17 protein-coding genes are annotated in these 18233 nt (G+C 63.8%); 3 read left to right on the top strand and 14 right to left on the bottom strand.

Going from position 1 to position 18233, the window contains the following annotated elements; genetic code table 11:
* Nucleotides 1–55: 55 nt before the first annotated feature.
* From DCO45_RS09100 to DCO45_RS09115, 4 genes are read right to left on the bottom strand one after another with little or no spacing between them, the layout of a single operon-like run.
* Nucleotides 56–721, bottom strand: a complete 666-nt coding sequence (locus DCO45_RS09100) for an isochorismatase family cysteine hydrolase (RefSeq protein ID WP_116925555.1) — start codon at nt 719–721, stop codon at nt 56–58.
* A gap of 35 nt (nt 722–756) precedes the next feature.
* Nucleotides 757–1599, bottom strand: coding sequence for an ABC transporter permease (locus DCO45_RS09105; protein WP_243419297.1), 843 nt, complete (start codon nt 1597–1599; stop codon nt 757–759).
* 2 nt (nt 1600–1601) lie between these two features.
* Nucleotides 1602–2390, bottom strand: coding sequence for an ABC transporter ATP-binding protein (locus tag DCO45_RS09110; protein ID WP_021024935.1), 789 nt, complete (start codon nt 2388–2390; stop codon nt 1602–1604).
* A gap of 9 nt (nt 2391–2399) precedes the next feature.
* Nucleotides 2400–3407 (bottom strand): ABC transporter substrate-binding protein, encoded by a 1008-nt coding sequence (locus tag DCO45_RS09115; protein WP_116925556.1) that lies wholly within the window; start codon nt 3405–3407, stop codon nt 2400–2402.
* Between the two features lie 231 nt (nt 3408–3638).
* On the opposite strand from DCO45_RS09115, the gene DCO45_RS09120 reads away from it, so the two are divergent.
* On the top strand, nt 3639–4256 hold the full coding sequence (locus tag DCO45_RS09120; RefSeq protein WP_133248115.1) for a hypothetical protein: 618 nt from the start codon (nt 3639–3641) through the stop codon (nt 4254–4256).
* Nucleotides 4257–4385: 129 nt separating this feature from the next.
* Complete coding sequence (locus tag DCO45_RS09125) at nt 4386–6068, top strand: long-chain fatty acid--CoA ligase (RefSeq protein WP_279324809.1); 1683 nt, start codon at nt 4386–4388, stop codon at nt 6066–6068.
* A gap of 45 nt (nt 6069–6113) precedes the next feature.
* Here the strand turns inward: DCO45_RS09125 and DCO45_RS09130 are convergent, their stop codons facing one another.
* From DCO45_RS09130 to DCO45_RS09140, 3 genes are all read right to left on the bottom strand, one after another.
* Nucleotides 6114–6338 carry a hypothetical protein gene (locus DCO45_RS09130; protein WP_116925559.1) on the bottom strand — a complete coding sequence of 75 codons (225 nt, stop codon included), beginning with the start codon at nt 6336–6338 and terminating at the stop codon, nt 6114–6116.
* Between the two features lie 78 nt (nt 6339–6416).
* A complete protein-coding gene (locus DCO45_RS09135) occupies nt 6417–6731 on the bottom strand; it encodes a cupin (protein WP_116925560.1) in 315 nt (104 codons plus the stop codon).
* A 22-nt stretch (nt 6732–6753) separates the two neighbouring features.
* Entirely contained in the window at nt 6754–8802 is a 2049-nt protein-coding gene (locus tag DCO45_RS09140) for an ATP-binding cassette domain-containing protein (RefSeq protein WP_116925561.1), read from the bottom strand.
* Nucleotides 8803–9066: 264 nt separating this feature from the next.
* On the opposite strand from DCO45_RS09140, the gene DCO45_RS22935 reads away from it, so the two are divergent.
* Nucleotides 9067–9954, top strand: a complete 888-nt coding sequence (locus DCO45_RS22935) for a ferritin-like domain-containing protein (protein ID WP_243419299.1) — start codon at nt 9067–9069, stop codon at nt 9952–9954.
* Nucleotides 9955–9973: 19 nt separating this feature from the next.
* Here DCO45_RS22935 and prmB read toward each other — a convergent pair whose 3' ends face one another.
* From prmB to phaZ, 7 genes are all read right to left on the bottom strand, one after another.
* On the bottom strand, nt 9974–10885 hold the full coding sequence (gene prmB, locus DCO45_RS09150) for a 50S ribosomal protein L3 N(5)-glutamine methyltransferase (RefSeq protein ID WP_116925562.1): 912 nt from the start codon (nt 10883–10885) through the stop codon (nt 9974–9976).
* 111 nt (nt 10886–10996) lie between these two features.
* Nucleotides 10997–12145 carry a succinyl-diaminopimelate desuccinylase gene (dapE, locus tag DCO45_RS09155; protein WP_116925563.1) on the bottom strand — a complete coding sequence of 383 codons (1149 nt, stop codon included), beginning with the start codon at nt 12143–12145 and terminating at the stop codon, nt 10997–10999.
* A gap of 276 nt (nt 12146–12421) precedes the next feature.
* On the bottom strand, nt 12422–13582 hold the full coding sequence (locus tag DCO45_RS09160) for a PilT/PilU family type 4a pilus ATPase (protein ID WP_021028493.1): 1161 nt from the start codon (nt 13580–13582) through the stop codon (nt 12422–12424).
* A gap of 184 nt (nt 13583–13766) precedes the next feature.
* Complete coding sequence (gene dapD, locus DCO45_RS09165; RefSeq protein ID WP_116925564.1) at nt 13767–14591, bottom strand: 2,3,4,5-tetrahydropyridine-2,6-dicarboxylate N-succinyltransferase; 825 nt, start codon at nt 14589–14591, stop codon at nt 13767–13769.
* A 3-nt stretch (nt 14592–14594) separates the two neighbouring features.
* On the bottom strand, nt 14595–15803 hold the full coding sequence (gene dapC / locus DCO45_RS09170; RefSeq protein ID WP_116925565.1) for a succinyldiaminopimelate transaminase: 1209 nt from the start codon (nt 15801–15803) through the stop codon (nt 14595–14597).
* A 103-nt stretch (nt 15804–15906) separates the two neighbouring features.
* Entirely contained in the window at nt 15907–16677 is a 771-nt protein-coding gene (locus DCO45_RS09175) for an RnfABCDGE type electron transport complex subunit B (RefSeq protein WP_243419309.1), read from the bottom strand.
* Complete coding sequence (gene phaZ, locus DCO45_RS09180; RefSeq protein ID WP_116925567.1) at nt 16677–18008, bottom strand: polyhydroxyalkanoate depolymerase; 1332 nt, start codon at nt 18006–18008, stop codon at nt 16677–16679. Before phaZ ends, DCO45_RS09175 begins: the two co-directional genes overlap by 1 nt.
* Nucleotides 18009–18233 lie beyond the last annotated feature (225 nt).

An 18233-nucleotide genomic window follows, 5' to 3' on the forward strand; every position in this document is an offset into this window, starting at 1 on the left:
GGACTTAGGGATACCCGGCTATGCTGCCTTGCGCAACATGGCCGGTTTTTCTTTGTCACACCAGGCGTTCCACCACCTCGTCCACCGTCAGTACATCGCCAAAGAACAGCATCCAGTTGTTGAGGCTGTGGACATGCTCATAGGGCGTCACGGCGGCCAGCGCGTCGTCGACCATGATGGTGGCGTAGTCCAGCATCATCGCGTCGCGCGCGGTGGATTCGCAGCAGACATTGGTGACGGTGCCGCCGATCAAGACGGTGCGCACGCCCTGCGCCTTGAGGACGGCGTCGAGCTCGGAGGCGCCGGGGGCCAGCGCGCTGTAGCAGCGCTTGACGACCGTGAGGTCGCCTGGCTGTACATCGAGCGCAGGCGGCATCGCAAAACCGGCGTGGCCGCTGCCCAGCTCCAGCAGCCGGCGCGCGCTGCGCTCGGGCGTGAGCATATGGCGGTGGTGGTGCGACCAGAACTGGTCGGCGCCATCGGCGCTGGTCTTGATCCACACGACGGTGCCGCCCTTGGCGCGCAGGGCGGCCGCCAGCTGGTTGACCTTGGCAAAGATCGCACGCGCCGGCGCGCATTCGCCCTGGTAGCCAGGCTGGGTGTAGTAGTTCTGCAAGTCCACGACGACAAAGGCGGTGGTCGCGGCGTCCAGCTGGTCATAGGGGTGGAGCACCCCCTGGCGGGCCAGCACGCGCTCTTCAATCCAGGGCTCAAACTGCATGGGGAATATCTTTTCTGGTGTAGATGGGAAACAGCTCAGGCGTAGCGGTGCTGCACGCTTTTTTCCAGGCGGGTGACGGCCATGTACATCACGGCCGACAGCAGCGCCAGCACGACGATCGAGGCCATCACCACATTGAGCTTGAACACCTGGCTGCCATTGACGATCAAAAAGCCCAGGCCGGCGCTGGAGGACTGGAACTCGCCGACGATCACGCCGATCAAGGACAGACCAATGTTCATCTTGATCGCAGCAATCACCGCGGGCACGCTGCCGGGGAAGACCACATACTTCATCACCTGGGCCTTGCTGGCGCCCAAGGTGGTGGCCAGCTTGATCTTGTTGGGGTCGATGGCCAGAAAGCCTTCATAGACGACCATGATCGTGATGAACAGCGAGATGGCGACGGCCATGCCGTAAACCGAGTATTCCGAGCCCAGCCAGATGTAGAAGATCGGCACAAAGGCAATCTTGGGCATGGCATTGGCGATCACGAGGAAAGGATCGAGCACCTTTTTCAAAAAGCTGCTCCACCACAGCATGGCAGCCATGCCGATGCCCAGCAGCATGCTGACGACAAAGCCGATCACTGTGGCCTTGAAGGTGATCCAGGTGTGGCCCAGCAGGTCGCCGTTGCGGGCCAGATCGACCAAGGTAGGCAGCACGGCAGACGGGTAGCTGGTGAGCATGGGGTTGAGGATGTGGCTGCGCGCGAGCAGTTCCCAAATCAGCAAAAAGGCCAGCAAGAGCCCTGCGCGGCTCAGTGCCACCAGGCGCTTGCGGCGCTGGATCTGGGCCAGCCACTGGCGGTATTCGGGGCTGCGGGTATCGGCCTGGGCCGGGGCCGCCGTGTTGGTGGTGTTCATGACGGTGCTCATGCTTAGCCTTCCACGTGGGCGTCGATCTCGTCCCACAGCACATTGAAGTAATCGTTGAATTCCGGGCAGCCTCGGGCCTCAAAAGGCGTGGGCCGTTTGCCCCCCTGCGAGGGAAAGTCCATGTGGTGCACCGATTTGATGCGGCCAGGCCGGCGAGAGAGCACGATGACGCGGTCGGTCATCGCAATGGCCTCGCCGATGTCGTGCGTGACCAGGATCACCGACTTGCCTTCGTCGCGCAGCACATCGACCACCTCATCGGCAATCGACAAGCGGGTTTGCGAGTCGAGCGCCGAGAACGGCTCGTCGAGCAGTACCACGTCCGGGTTGGTGACCAGGGTGCGGGCCAGGGCCACGCGCTGGCGCATGCCCCCCGAGAGCTGGCGTGGGTAGTGGTGCAGGTAGTCGCCCATGCCGCATTTGTGCAGCAGCTGCGTGGCGCGCTTTTCGGCAGCGGCCAGGTCCTTGTTCTGGATCTGGGCGCCCAGCAAGGTGTTCTCCAAAATGGTGCGCCACTCGAAGAGGTAGTCCTGCTGCAGCATGTAGCCTATGCGCGGGTTGGGGCCGACGATGGTCTGGCCATCGACCAGCACCGTGCCGCTGGACGGCGGCAAAATGCCCGCCAGGATCGACAGCAAGGTGCTCTTGCCGCAGCCCGACTGGCCAATCAGGCTGATGAATTCGCCTGCCTTGACCGAGAGGTTGATGTTCTGCAGCGCCTGGGTTTCGCCCTGGGGTGTGAAATAGCGCAAGGAGACGTTGTCGACATGGACGCGGTAGGGGTGGGTCATCGCAACTCCTTATTTTTGCGCCAGGCTCTGCACCAGGCCCATGTCGACAAAGCGGGCGTAGTCGACCTTTTTGCCGGCCTCCAGCACGCGGCCTTGCACCAGCATGTCCTGCAGCTGGTCCATGGCCTGCTTCTCGACCATCGGCGTCTTCTTCCACAGCTGCAGCTGCTGGTAGCGCTCAATGGCGCTGACCAGCTCGGCCTTGCTCAGGCCCGTGAAATAGCTGCCCACCAGATCGGCCAGCTCGCCTGCGGGCGCAGCTGCGGTGTACTGCTGGGCTTTCGCCACCGCTTGGGTCCAGGCCTGCACGGCGGCGCGGTTTTTCTTCAGGTAGGCGTCGGTGGTGGTGAACACGGTGTAGTCGACCATGCCCACCTCTTTGCCCACTGCGCCCAGCGGGAAGGCCTTGCCTTGTTTTTCCAAGCTGCTGGCCTCGGGCTCCAGAAAGGTCGCGTAGTCGTTTTGCCCCGCCAGCCAGGCGCCAGTGCGCGCGGCCGGGCCGATATTGCTGACCAGCGTAACGTCTTTCTTCGGATCAAGCCCCTTTTTGCGCAGGGCCGCCTCCAGAAAGATATCGGGGTTGGAGCCCGGGCGGAAGGACATGATCTTGCTGCCCTTGAGCTTGCTCCAGTCAAAATTCGCATCGGGTTTGCGGCCCATCAGCAAAAAGCCGTCAGTGGCAGTCAGTCCGGCAAACACAATGGGTTTGACCGGCGACTCGCTGTTGGCGACATAGATCGATGCTTCGGGGCCAATCAGCACAATATCGGCGCTGCCCGAGAGCAGGGCGGCCATGCCCTTGTCGGTGCCCTGCGAGGTTTTCATGCTCATCTCGATGCCCGCGTCCTTGAACATCCCCTTTTGGATGCCCACATACATGGGAACATAGAGCACCGAGCGCACCACCTCCTCGTACCGTATCTTGTGCGCTGTCTGCGCCTGGGCTGCCGACAGCGGCAGCAGCGCCGCCAGCATGGAAGCAATAACAGCCGCACGGCGGCGAAACATGTTCTTCATACCCACTCCTTGTATACAGAAAATAGTGACGGATGACTAAAAACAGCTTCATGCAAGAACAATGCCGAAATAAATGCTGAATTTGCCAAGGCAATGTCTTGTTATGTATTCAGTATCCAATTTATCGTGCGCGCCGAGGATCGGTGTTAACCATCAGGACTGGGCACCCCTATTGGGTGTAGGGCGAAGTTTTAGGGTCGCCCGAGACAGCCGTTTCAGGGGCCCGCGTTGATGCCGCGGCGAATCGCGAACCCATGGATCCACAGTCTGCGGCGCGCGCTGTTCTGGTCTCGGCCACTGACGGGCGACGAATGGGCGCTACTGGCGCGTTATTTTGGCCAGCCGCAGCACCCGGGCTGGTCGCGCATGCGCCTGTACCTGCGCCGGTTGGGCGATACGCGGCGTGCGCTGTCGTTCAACGGCGGCTTTGTGTCGATGCCAGCCCTCTGTTTTGCAGCATCAGACCCGCGCCAGTGCCTGCGCCTTGGCGATCCATTGGTCGCAGGGTGGCTCGCACACGAGGCCTTTCACCACTGGCAGCGGCTGCAGGGCAGGGCGGTAACCCGGCAGGCATTGGGCCTGCAGTGGCGCTTTTGGTGCCATGGAATCAACCCCTATGCCTATACGCCCAGTGCATCGCCGGTGGAGCTGCTCGCCCAGTTCCAGCAGGCCCAGGTCGAGCAGCAGGCGCAGATGTGGCAAGACGCGGTGATGGCCGATATCGCCTGGCGCCAGGCCGGGCCCGGTGCGGAACGGGAGCGGCTGGCAGCCGCTGCCCAGCGCTGGCATGCGGTACTGCACTGGGTGCAACAACAGGGTGCGTCACACCGGGGCTTGCCGGTCCCCTAAGCGACGGCCTTGTGCCTGGGCCGCTGGGCATACTGGACCGCAACTCGCTTTGAATGTTCGGGACCCGCCATGACCGCTGCTGCAGACCTGCCTGCCTCCACTTCAACCTCTGTCCCGGTATCTGCCCCGATATCCGCCTATTGGCCCGGGCGTGTGCCCCGGCAGCTGACCATGCCGGCCACCTCGGTCTGGGACAACCTGGCCGTCAATGCCCGGCGCTATCCGGACCATGCCGCACTGGTGTTTTTTGACCAGGCCATCAGCTATGGCCAGATGTGCGAACAGACCGAGCGGCTGGCCGCCCATCTGTACCAGCAAGGCGTGCGCAAGGGCGACCGGGTCATCTTGCTGATGCAAAACTGCCCGCAGCTGGTGCTGGCCCATTACGCGATCCTGCGCGCCAATGCGGTGGTGGTGCCCGTCAACCCGATGAATACCGCTGCCGAGCTGGCCCACTACATCAGCGATGCCGATGCGCGCGTAGCGATCACCACCGCCGATCTGGCCCCTGCGCTGTGCCAGGCCAGCAGCAGCCTGCCGCCCGAGCAGCAGCTGGCGCACCTGGTCATCAGCCATTTGTCGGACACCATGCCCGCCGATGCGGCGGCGCAGCCGGATTTTCCACCTGCCTGGCAGCCTTGGCTGCTGGGCAACCAGCCTTTGCCGGGTGCCGATCTGCTGGGTGCCACCACGGTCAGCCGGTGGCTCGATGCCGTCCAGTGCCGTGCCGAGCCCCCCGCCGTGGAGGTAGCGGCCAGCGATATGGCGATCCTGCCCTACACCAGCGGCACCACCGGCCTGCCCAAGGGCTGTATCCATGCGCACAGCCATGTGCAGCATGCGGCCATGGCGGGTGTGCTTTGGGGCCGGCAAAGCACCGAGAGCGTGAACCTCGTCGTGGCGCCGATGTTCCATATCACCGGCATGGTGTCGATCATGCATGTGCTGATTTGCGCCGGGGCCACCTTGGTGATCATGCCGCGCTGGGACCGGCAGCTGGCGGCCGCGCTGATGGCGCGCTACCGGGTGACGCACTGGGCCAATATCCCGACGATGGTGGTCGATCTGCTGGCCAGCCCGCACCTGGCGCAGATGGACACCCGCAGCCTGGTCTACATGGGCGGCGGGGGCGCGGCGATGCCGCAGTCGGTGGCGCAAAGGGTCAAGGAGGTCTGGGGCCTGGACTATATCGAGGGCTATGGCATGACCGAGACCTGCGGCGCCTCGCACGCCAATCCCTACGAGCATCCCAAGCAGCAGTGCCTGGGGCTGCCGCACATCGGCATGCAGTCGCTGGTGATCGACCCCGAAACCTTGCAGCCCATGGCCGATGGTGAGGTGGGCGAGATTGTGGTGCGAGGCCCGCAGGTGCTGCAGGGCTACTGGAAGCAGCCCGCTGCCACCGCCGCCAGCTTCGTTGAGGTGGGCGGGCAGCGCTTTTTCCGCACCGGGGACTTGGGTTACCGCGATGCCGACGGGTATTTCTTTTTGACCGATCGCTTGAAACGCATGATCAATGCCAGCGGCTACAAGGTCTGGCCGGCCGAGGTCGAGAGCCTCATGTACCGCCACCCTGCCATCCTGGAGGCCTGCGTGATCGCGGCCCGCGATGAATACCGGGGCGAGACCGTCAAGGCTGTGGTGGTGTTGCGCCAAGGCCAGCAGGGCCTTGTCAGCGCGCAGGACATCATCGACTGGTGCCGTGGACACATGGCGGTGTACAAGGCGCCGCGCCTGGTGCAGTTGGTAGATCAGCTGCCCAAGAGTGGCAGCGGCAAGGTGATGTGGCGCTTGCTGCAGGAAAAGGAGTAAAGGTGCCGTGGGATGCCTGCAGGCGCATAGGCGGGGAGGGATGCACTACCACCAGCGCATGAGGCGCAGCATCTTGAACCAAAACCCGTCGCCATACTGCACCGCTAACCAGCCACAAACCACCGGGCAGACAACGCAGAGGATGGCCCAAGTCGTCCAGCTTGGGTAGGTTTTAAAGCCGATTACGCCCGCGACAAACAGCCCTAGCAAGATTCCAAAAAAGAGGCGAACATTGCGCTCGCCGCTGTCGCGGGGTGGGTCTTCATGCATGGCGTTCTGAGGCTCGTGGTGAGCCAGCCAGTGTAGGTGGGCGCTGCGGTCTCTGCCCGGCCTGATGTAGGGTGCAGGCTACACGCTTCCAGCCTTTTCAATCACCAAAATCCGCGCTTCACCCTGCGGGTGGGCCACATGCTCGCAGCCTACGCCGGCGTGGAAGATATCGCCGGCCTGCAGCAGGGTTTGCTTTTCTTCGCCCGCCTCGCGCCAGTGCATCACCACCAGGCCCTGCATCACCGCAAAGACTTCCTCGCCGTCGTTGACATGCCAGATATAGGGCTGGTCCGTCCAGTGCAAACGGACGCTGGTGCCGTTCATCTGGGCAATGTCCTGGGCGCCCCAGGGGCGCTCGGCGGTGAAGTCCTGGCTGCGGATGATGCGTTGCATGGTGTGTCTGTACGTCGGCCGTTTAAGCGGTCGCGTTCAACTCCTGGCTGATGGCCTCGATCTGCTCGGACAGCTCCAGCCAGCGCTCTTCGAGCTGCTCAATCTCGCCATTGACGGCGCTCAGCTGCTTGCCGGCCTCGACGATATCGGCACCCGACAGACCCGGGGTCGCGAGCTTGGTCTCCAGCGTATCGCGCTGCGCGTTGAGCTGGGGCAGCTTCTTGTCGATCTGTTCGAGCTCTTTTTTGAAGGGCTTGGTCTTGTCGGCCAGTTGCTGGCGGGCGGCGGCGGCCAGGCGGCGGGCTTCCTTGGGGTCGCCCAGGGGCTCGGCCTTGGCAGGGGCTGGTGCAGGCACGGGCGCAGCCACCGGTGCCGCGACTGGCGCGGCAACAGATGCTGGCGCGGGCGATGCATCCTTGTTGCGCGATTGCATATCGGCCTGGCGCGCTTCCTCGCGCAGGCGCTTGGATTCGTCCAGCAGGTAGCGCTGGTAGTCGTCCAGGTCGCCATCGAAGGGGCCGACCTGGCCGCGACCGACCATCCAGAAGTCCTCACAGACGGCGCGCAGCAAATGGCGGTCATGGCTGACCAGCATGACGGTGCCGTCAAAGTCGTTGAGCGCCATCGCCAGCGCTTCGCGGGTTGCCAGGTCCAGGTGGTTGGTTGGCTCATCGAGCAGCAGCAGGTTGGGGCGCTGCCAGACGATCATCGCCAGCACCAGGCGGGCTTTCTCGCCACCGCTCATGCTGCCCACGGCCTGCTTGACCATGTCGCCGCTGAAGTTGAAGGTGCCCAGGAAGTTGCGCAGGTCCTGCTCACGCGCGCTGTTGCCTTCGCTGCCTATTTCCTTGGCCAGGCGGATCATGTGCTCGAGCGGGTTTTCGCTGGGGCGCAAAACATCCAGCTCCTGCTGGGCAAAGTAGCCGATATTGAGGCCCTTGCCCTCGGTCACGGTGCCGGCCAGGGCCTTCATCTCGCGGGCAATGGTCTTGACCAGGGTCGATTTACCCTGGCCATTGGCGCCCAGAATGCCGATGCGCTGGCCTGCCAGCACCGAGCGGTGGACGCCTTGCAAGATCGTGGTCTGCTTGCCGTCTTCGTCCTCATAGCCAAAGGCGGCATCGGTGATCGCCAGCATTGGATTGGGCAGGTTGGCCGGCTCCTTGAACTCGAAGGTGAACTCGGCCTCGGCCAGCACGGGCGCAATCTTCTCCATGCGGTCGAGCTGCTTGACCCGGCTTTGCGCCTGCTTGGCCTTGCTGGCCTTGGCCTTGAAGCGGTCAATGAACTTTTGCAGATGCGCCATCTTCTCTTGCTGCTTGGCAAAGCTGGCCTGCTGCAGTTCCAGCTGCTGGGCACGCAGCTCTTCGAAGCGGCTGTAATTGCCGCCGTAGCGTGTCAGCTGCCCGCCCTGGATCTGCAGGGTCACATTGGTGATCGCGTCGAGAAATTCCCGGTCATGGCTGATGGTGATCAGGGTGCCGGGGTAGCGTTTGAGCCAGGCTTCGAGCCAGACCAGCGCGTCCAGATCCAAGTGGTTGGTGGGTTCGTCAAGCAGCAGCAGATCGCTGGGGCACATCAGCGCGCGGGCCAGCTGCAGGCGCATGCGCCAGCCGCCCGAGAAGCTGTTGACCGGGTGTTCCAGCTCCTGCACCTTGAAGCCCAGGCCCAGGATCAGCGCCTGCGCGCGCGGCACGGCATCGTGGGCGCCGGCATCGGCCAGGTCGGCATAGGCCTGGGCGAGGGCCATGCCGTCGCCAGACGCCTCGGCAGCCTCGAGCTGGGCCTGTACTTCAACCAGGCGGGTGTCGCCCTCCAGCACGAACTGGGTGGCCGATTCCTCGGTTTCGGGCATGTGCTGGGCCACCTGGCCCATGCGCCACTGGGCGGGGATGTGGAAATCGCCACCGTCTTCCGTCAGCGAGCCGTTGAGCAGCGCAAACAGCGTGGACTTGCCAGCGCCATTGCGGCCAACCAGGCCCACCGATTCGCCTGGGTTGATGGTGGTGGTGACGCCGTCAAGCAGCACTTTGGTGCCGCGGCGCAGGGTGATATTTTTCAGCGTAATCATGAATGGCCTCGATTATCGCCGCCCTGGGCTTGGCCCAGCGCTATGCGGGGCATAGCGGGCAGGGGTTGGCCGCACGGCTTGCGCCATTGGCGTTCGCCCAGGCGCCTGCTGCAAGCCCAGGTAGGCCAATGCCGCATGCCCTTGTAGGAGGCGGCAGGTGTTGGGCGCTGACACCGGCCTGGGCCTACCCAAGCCCCGGCCACAGGGCCATACTGCAGTGTGCAAACGCCATATTTCAGTGATGGCAATCACAAGGACATTGCTATGACAACAGCCTCTGAAATGCATGGACGGACTGCCGGTGACCGCCAGCCAGCACACAGCCTGGGCGCGGCTGCAGCGGCGCGGTCCCACTGGCAGCTGGCCGACATTCCGTATGCGCAGATCGACCATGGCGCGGTGGCCCACGACGAGGACATGTTCTACCTGCTGATGAGCGCCTCCTTTGTCGAGACCGGCTCGGACACCTATGCCGCCAACCTGGGCGCGCACTATGCCCGCTACCCGGACATCCAGCATTGGCTGCAAGAGCGCTGGGAGCATGAGGAGCTGCAGCACGGCGAATCGCTGCGGCGCTATGTGGAGGCGGTCTGGCCCAGTTTTGACTGGCAAAAGGCCTATGACAGCTTTTTTGCCGAGTATTCGCTGCTGTGCACGCAAGAGGCTTTACTGGAAGACCCGCGCCTGGAGATGGTGGCGCGCTGCGTGGTGGAGACGGGCACCACGGCCTACTACCACACCTTGCGCGCGCTCAGCCAGGAGCCGGTGCTGACCGAGCTGCTGGGCCATATCCGCAATGACGAGGTCGGCCACTTCAAGCATTTCTTGAGCTACTTCAAAAGCCTGCAGGCCCAGGAGCCCGTTGGCCGGCTGCGCATTGCGAAGGCGCTGTACAGCCGCTTGAAAGAATTGCGCGAGAGTGATTCCGATGTGGCGCTGCGCCATGTGTTCGCCAACAAGGGCGATCTGTTTGCCGACCGGCAGCGCAGCTTTGACGATGTCGCCCAGCGCATCTACCACCTGATCAGCACCGGATTGCCGGCCCAACTGGCAGTGCAGATGCTGCTCAAGCCCATGCTGCTGCCGCCCAGGCTGGAGTCCTGTCTGCATCGGCCGATCAGCCGGCTGGCCTGCAAAATGCTGGCCTACTGATGCAAGCCGAGCTGGGCCTTCAGAGCTGCGTGGGCAGTTCCTGCGTCCAGTGCATCAGCGCTTCGCGGGTCAGCAGCAGCACCTGGTCGTCGCCGGCGCTGGTGTCCATCCAGAACACCGGCAGGCCAGGGAAGGCGGCTTCAAAGTAGGCGCGCTCGTTGCCAATCTCCAGCACCAGCACACCGTCTTCGCTCAGGCGCTGGGGCAGCTCCAGAATCAGGCCGCGCACAAAGTCCATGCCGTCCTGGCCACCAGCCAGCGCCAGCACCGGCTCGGCCTGGTATTCCAGCGGCAGGCTGGCCATGCTCTGGGCGTTGACATAGGGCGGATTGCAGAGAATCAGGTCCCAGGGGCCGCGGGCGTTGGCCATGCCGTCTGATTGAACCAGCTGCACGCGCTCTTGCAGGCCATGCTGGTCCACATTGATGCGGGCCACGGCCAGCGCATCGGCAGACAGATCGGCGCCGGTGACCTGCACATCGGGGTAGGCCATGGCGGCCAGGCATGCGAGGCTGCCGTTGCCGGTACACAGGTCCAGCACCTGGCGCGTCTTGTCGCTCAGCCAGTCGTCAATGCTGCCATCGGCCAGCAGCTCGGCAATCAGGCTGCGCGGCACGATGGAGCGCTCGTCGATGTAGAAGGGGACACCTTGCAGCCAGGCCTGCTGGGTCAGATAAGCGGCTGGCTTGCGGCTGCGGATGCGCTCGGCGATCAGTTGCTCGAGTTTGCTGCGCTGCACGTCACTCACCGATTGGCTTGCGACTGAGTCTGCGCCATCCGGGCTGGTGTCGCTGTCCACCGGCAGGCCCAGTGACCACAGCACCAGCCAGCTCGCTTCGTCCTGCGCATTGGTCGTTCCATGGCCAAAATGCACACCGGCAGCGCTGAGCGCTGCTGCGCTGTCATCAATCAGGGTGCGGATGGTGGTCATGGCTCAACTCAGGCAAAAATCAAAGACCGCCATTGTAGGCTTGATGACAGCTGCGTGGCACCAGGCAAGGCTGGCGCCAGGGCTATCTGGGTACTGGCTTTGAACAGGTTCTTAGCGCGCCAGGTTTTCCAGAATGCGGCGGTAGATGTTTTTCAGCGGCTCGATATCGGCCACGGCCACGCACTCGTCGATCTTGTGGATGGTGGCGTTCGATGGCCCGATCTCGATGACTTCCGGGCAGATATCGGCGACAAAACGGCCGTCGCTGGTGCCGCCAGTGGTCGACAAGGTGGTCTCCAGCCCCACTTCATCGCGGATCGCCTGCTGCACGGCCGTCACCAGCACGCCGGGTGTGGTCAGGAAGGGCTTGCCGCCCAGGGTCCACTTCAGGTCGTACTCGAGCGCATGGCGCTCCAGGGTGGATTTGACGCGGGCCTTGAGGTTCTCGGCCGTCGATTCGGTGCTGAAGCGGAAGTTGAAGTCCACCACCATCTGGCCCGGGATCACATTGCCCGCGCCCGTGCCCGCATGGATATTGCTCATCTGGAAGCTGGTGGGCGGGAAGAAGGCATTGCCCTCGTCCCACACTGTGCTGGCCAGTTCACCCAGCGCGCCCAGCCCCTGGTGGATGGGGTTGCGGGCCAGCTGCGGGTAGGCGATATGGCCTTGCACACCATGGATGGTGAGCTTGCCCGTCAGGCTGCCGCGCCGGCCGTTCTTGACCATGTCGCCGAGCTTTTGCACGGCGGTGGGTTCGCCCACCAGGCAGTAGTCCAGCACCTGGCCGCGCTGGCGCAGCTGCTCGACGACGACCGCGGTGCCGTCCACGCTCGGGCCTTCTTCGTCACTGGTCAGCAAGAGCGCGATATCCAGCGGCGCTGCAGCGTTCTGGGCGACAAACTCCTCGGCGGCCACGACAAAGGCGGCGATCGAGGTCTTCATGTCACTGGCGCCACGGCCATACAGCTTGCCATCGCGGTGCGAGGGGGTGAAGGGGTGCGAGTTCCACTGCTCCAGCGGGCCGGTGGGCACCACATCGGTGTGGCCGACAAAGACCACGGTCTTGGCGCCCGCCACGCCGCTGCGGCGCAGCGCCCAGAGGTTGCTCACCCGAAAGCTGTCGGGGCCGCTGTCCATGCGCTCGCAGGCAAAACCCAGCGGCTGGAGCAGGTCGGAAATCATTTCCAGACAGCCTTCGTCGTTGGGCGTCACGGAGGGACGGGCGATCAGTTGCTCGGTCAGTTGCAGGGTGCGGGACATGGCGTCAAAGAAAGTGGGCGGGGAGGTCAACAACAATGCGGCCCGCAGGCCGCATTCAGGGCATATGGCCACGGCGTCGTGGCGCGCTGCCCTAGGGACCTCTGCAAAACTCCCTGCCGTGGTCTGAACGCGGGCTCGGGCGATCCGCTGCGTTGTCTTCCTTGTCAATAGCTACGGCTATTGACTGCAAAAGACGCCTTGCGGCTCATCCCGATCCACGTCCATCCCGCTTGGCGAGGGTTTTGCAGAGCATCCCTAGGGGCAACGGCCGCTATCTTACTCTTGGTTCACGTCGAGCACGATTTCGGTGAACGAGGCCGCGTCGTCGAGCTCGGGCTTGGCAGCGACCTGGGCCTTGGCGGCATTCGCTGCCATCTGGAAGTCGTTCTGCAGCCGCCACATCAGGTTGGTTGGCGAGTCGGAGTTGGCCAGGCCTTCTTCGCGGCTGATCTTGCCGCTGTGGATGAGTGCGGCCAGTGCGCCTTCAAAGGTCACCGAGCCTTCGGCCATCGACTTTTCCATCGCTTCGCGCACGGCCGAGAAGTTGCCTTGCTCGATCATCTCGCCCACCAGCTTGGTGTTGAGCATCACCTCGATGGCAGCGGTGCGTTTGCCCGAGACCGTCTTGACCAGGCGCTGCGAGACCACGGCGCGCAGCGCCGATGACAGGTCGCCCAGCATCGTGGGGCGCACCTCGACCGGGTAGAAGCTCAGGATCCGGTTGAGCGCGTGGTAGCTGTTGTTGCCGTGCAAGGTGGCCAGGCACAGGTGGCCGGATTGCGCGTAGGCAATGGCCGCCGACATGGTCTCGCGGTCGCGGATTTCGCCAATCATGATCACATCGGGCGCCTGGCGCAGCGCGTTCTTCAGCGCGGTCTGCAGTGAGGCGGTGTCGCTGCCCACCTCGCGCTGGTTGATGATCGAGCGCCGGTTGGAAAACTGGTACTCGATCGGGTCTTCCACCGTCAGGATATGGCCGCTTTGCTGGCCGTTGCGGTGGTCGATCATTGCGGCGAGCGACGTGCTCTTGCCCGAGCCGGTGGCGCCGACAAACAGCACCAGGCCGCGCCGGGCCATGATGAGGTCCTGGAAGATCTCGGGCAGCTCCAGCTGCTCCAGGCTGGGGATGTCCTGGGGCACATAGCGGATGACCACGGCGCAGCTGCCGCGCTGGTGCATGGCGCTGACGCGGAAACGGCCCACGCCTTCGAGCGGCACGCCAATGTTGAGCTCCCCGGTTTCGTCCAGCTCTTCGATGCGCTCGGGCGGCACGATCTCGGCGAGCAGGGTACGCGGCGCATCCGGTGTCAAGGTCTGGTTGTTGAGGGGGATGCATTCGCCCTGGATCTTGACCAGCGCAGGCGCATTGGCTGACAGATAGACATCCGAGGCCTTGTTGTCTGCCATCAGGCGCAAGATTCGCTCCATGGTTCCCATGTCCGTTCCCTCCAGTAATTTGTGCAGAGATTGTAGGCTTAGCTACGCAGTCAATAAACGATGTTGCGCCCGCGCTGCAACCCAACCGCAAGCCAAACGGCCACAAAAAAGCCCTGCAGCGCAAAGCTTGCAGGGCTGATGGGTTGCCTGGCGAGGGTTATACAGAGAATCCCTGGGCGGCAGATCAGTCGCGCAGCAGGTCGTTGATGCTGGTCTTGGCGCGGGTCTCGGGCGTCACTTGCTTGACGATCACCGCGCAGTACAGGCTGTGGCTGCCGTCCTTGGCAGGCATGGAGCCGCTGACCACCACCGAACCCGAAGGCACGCGGCCATAAGTGACTTCGCCGGTCATGCGGTTATAGATCTTCGTGGACTGGCTGATGTACACGCCCATCGAGATGACCGAGTTTTCTTCGACGATCACGCCTTCGACGATTTCGGAGCGGGCGCCGATGAAGCAGTTGTCTTCAATGATGGTGGGGTTGGCTTGCAGCGGTTCGAGCACGCCGCCCAGGCCCACGCCGCCCGAGAGGTGGACGTTCTTGCCCACTTGTGCGCAGGAGCCCACGGTGGCCCAGGTGTCAACCATGGTGCCTTCGCCCACATAGGCGCCAATGTTCACGTAGGAAGGCATCAGGATGGCGCCCTTGGCCACATAGCTGCCGCGGCGGGCCACAGCGGGCGGCACCACGCGCACGCCGGTGGCGGCGATATCGGCTTCGGACATGCCCGCGTACTTGGTGGGCACTTTGTCGTAGAAGTTCAGGTCGCCGGCTTGCACCAGCGCGTTGTCCTTCAAGCGGAACGACAGCAACACGGCCTTCTTGATCCACTGGTGCACGGTCCACTGGCCCACGCCTTCACGGGTGGCCACGCGCAGCTCGCCCTGGTCCAGGGCGTTGATCACATGGTCGACCGCATCGACGATTTCTTTGGGAGCCGAGGCAGGCGAGAGCGTCGTGCGGGCTTCCCAGGCGGATTCGATGATGGTTTGCAGTTGTTGCGTCATGGTTTAGGCTTTTTTCCAGGATTGAATGAATTGGGCAATGCGCTGAGCGGCTTCCAGGCATTCGGCCGTCTGGGCCACCAGGGCCATGCGGATGCGGCCGGCGCCTGGGTTGCTGCCGTTGAAGTCACGGGCCAGATAGCTGCCTGGCAGAACCGTGACATTGTATTGGGCATAGAGTTCGCGTGCGAACTCGGTGTCGGACAAGCCCATCTCTGGGGGCACGCCGGCCCAGAGGTAGAAGCTGGCATCGGGCAACTGCACGTCCATCACGGCCGACAGCACGGGCGTGACTTCGGCAAACTTGCGGCGGTATTGCTCGCGGTTGTCTTCGACATGGCGCTCATCACCCCAGGCCGCAATGCTGGCCGCCTGCACCGGCGGGCTCATCGCGCCGCCCTGGTAGGTGCGGTAGAGCGTGAAGGCCTTGATCAGCTCGGCGTCGCCCGCGACAAAACCGCTGCGCAGGCCCGGCACATTGCTGCGCTTGGACAGGCTGGTGAACGAGACCAGGCGGCGGAAATCGCTGCGGCCCAGTTGCGCTGCTGCCTGCATGCCGCCCAGTGGTGGCTCGTCGCGGAAGTAGATTTCGCTGTAACACTCGTCAGACGCAATGACAAAGCCATAGCGGTCGGACAGCTCAAACAGCTTTTTCCACTCGTCAAGCGGCATCACGGCGCCGGTGGGGTTGCCCGGCGAGCAGACAAAGATCAGCTGGGTGCGCTGCCAGATGTCCTCGGGCACGCTGGCCCAGTCGACGGCAAAGTTCTTGCTGGCGATGCTGGGCACGTAGTAGGGCGTGGCGCCCGCGAGCAGGGCCGCGCCTTCGTAGATCTGGTAGAAGGGGTTGGGGCAGAGCACGACCGGGCCTGGCTTGCTGCTGTCGACCACCGTCTGCGTGAACGCAAACAGTGCCTCGCGGCTGCCATTGACGGGCAAGGTGTGCTTGTGTCCATCCACCTGCAGGCCGTAGCGCGTGGACAGCCAGGCAGCAAAGGCTTCGCGCAGTGCAGGCGTGCCAGCGGTGGCCGGGTAGACCGACAGGCCGGCCAGGTTGTCCGAGAGCGCCTGCTCGATGAAGGCGGGCGTGGGGTGGCGGGGCTCACCGATACCCAGGCTGATGGGCGACTGGTCTGCGGGCGGCGTGACACCGGCAAACAACTGGCGCAGGCGCTCAAACGGGTAGGGCTGCAGTTTCTGGAGCAAGGGGTTCATAAGCCAGCCATTATGGTGCAGCGGCGCTTGTTTTTTTGCGCCGTTCTGTCATGCCCGGTAGGGGCTTGGCGGCCTTTGTCGGCTACCCAGCGCCGCGCAGCCATTAAGACGAGTGGTTGCCGCCTTGTTGCTGCTTGGCTTTGGCCAAAATGGCGGCCAGGATTGCCTTTTTGTCGGCAGCGGCCGGCGCGGCCAGGTTGGCCTTGCTGGCCGCGGTATTTTGCGATGCTGCTGCGCTGACGGCAGCAGCCTGGGCCGCCTGAGCGCTGAGGGCTGCGGGGGCAGCGTGCGGCGTGCCCGCTGGGCTGGCAGTTGGACTGGGCACCTGCGTGCGGTTGGTGCCGTGCAGGCGCTGCTGGTGCCTGTGGTAGCGCACCCGGGCCTCATCGGCTTGCGCCGGGCTCCAGGCGGCCCAGCCGGTGGCCTCGCCGCTGGCGTTGTCCAGTTCAATGCAATCGACCGGGCAGACCGGCAGGCACAGCTCGCAGCCGGTGCAGGCCTCGGCAATGACGGTGTGCATGCGCTTGTTCGCGCCCAGGATGGCATCGGTCGGGCAGGCCTTGATGCACAAGGTGCAGCCGATGCACCAGTTCTCATCGATGCGGGCGACAACGCGCACGGCTTCGAGGCCGTTGTCCGGGTTCAGCGGCAGCGCAGGCTGGCCGGTGATGGCCGCCAGCCGCGCCACGCCTTCCTGGCCGCCGGGCGGGCATTGGTTGATCGCGGCCTCGCCCTGGGCAATGGCCTGGGCATAGTGGCGGCAGTCGGGGTAGCCGCAGCGCGTGCATTGGGTCTGCGGCAGGGCCGCATCAATGGCGCCAATGAAAACAGCCAGCGCTGAGGCTGGCTGGTCGCTGGTTTTGGGGATATCGATCACACCGTGTGCAAAGTATTCTGCTTGGAAGTGGCCGATTTTACGCTGCCTGCAGGGCGATCCTCGATGCGGTTGTTGGCGAGGATGAAGTCCTTGAGCATCGGGTAGACCATGGTGCGCCAGCGCTTGCCGCTGAAGATGCCGTAGTGCCCCGCGCCCTTGACTTCAAAGTGCCGGGTGTCGACCGCCTTGAGGCCGGTGCACAGGTCATGCGCGGCCTGGGTCTGGCCCGAGCCAGAGATGTCATCAAGCTCGCCCTCGACCGTCAGCAGCGCGCTGTGGCGGATGTCCTGGGGCTTGACCAGCTCCAGATTGCCTTCGGGCGAGCGCACCTCCCAGGTGCCCTTGACCAGCGCAAAGTCCTGGAACACGGTCTTGATGGTTTCCAGGTAGTAGGCCGCATCCATGTCGAGCACGGCGTTGTACTCGTCGTAGAACTTGCGGTGGTGTTCGGCGCTGTCTTCGTTGCCCTTGAGCAGGTCCTTGAAGTAGTCGTAATGGCTCATCGCATGGCGGTCAGGGTTCATGCTGACAAAGCCCATGTGCTGCAAAAAGCCGGGGTAGACCAGGCGGCCGGCACCGGGAAAGTTGCCGGGCACCGGATGGATCACGTTCGACTCGAACCACTGCAGATCGTGCGTGGTGGCCAGGTTGTTCACCGTGGTGGGCGATTTGCGCGCATCGATGGGGCCACCCATCATGGTCATCGACAGCGGGGTCTTCTCGCCGCGGCTGGCCATCAGCGAGACGGCGGCGAGCACCGGCACCGTGGGCTGGCAGACACTCACCACATGGCAGTTGCCGTAGATGCCCTGGATGTGGCGGATGAACTCCTGCACATAGTTGACATAGTCATCGAGGTGGAAGATGCCCTCGGTCTGCGGCACCAGGCGCGCATTGGTCCAGTCGGTGATGTAGACCTTGTGGTCGGCCAGCATCGTGCGCACCGTCTCGCGCAGCAGGGTGGCGTAGTGGCCCGAGAGCGGCGCCACCACCAGCACCACGGGCTGCTGCTTCATCGCCGCCAGGCTGGTCTGGTCGTCCGAGAAGCGCTTGAAGCGGCGCAGCTCGCAAAAAGGCTTGGTCAGCTCCACGCGCTCGTGGATCGCGATCTCATGGCCGTTGGCCTCGATGGTGGTGATGCCAAAGGCGGGCTTTTCATAGTCCTTGCCCAGCCGGTAGAACAGATCAAAGCCCGCCGAGGCGCGCTGGGCGGTGTTCGTCTGGCTGATCGGCCACAGCGGATTGCTCAGCATCTTCGAGGTGGCGTGGGCGTATTCTGCAAAGGGCTCCATCAGGGCCCGCTGGGTTTCATACAGTTGGTACAGCATCAAAACTCCGTGATTGTTGCATCGCAATATAGCAGCAGCGCGCGTCAGAAAGCATGGCCAGCCATGCTCGTAAACACGGGGAGGGTGCTGGCGCTGGGTTCTGCGCCGCTGCCCACTGTGTGCTACACCGGCCTGCCACCCGCATGGCCGCTGCAATGCAGCCACTCGGATGGGCGTAGTTACAAAGATTGATTTTAACTAATGACTGAGGGTCTTGCTAGGCTA

The organism is Comamonas sp. JNW (genome assembly GCF_003105075.1).
GTDB lineage: Bacteria > Pseudomonadota > Gammaproteobacteria > Burkholderiales > Burkholderiaceae_C > Comamonas > Comamonas squillarum.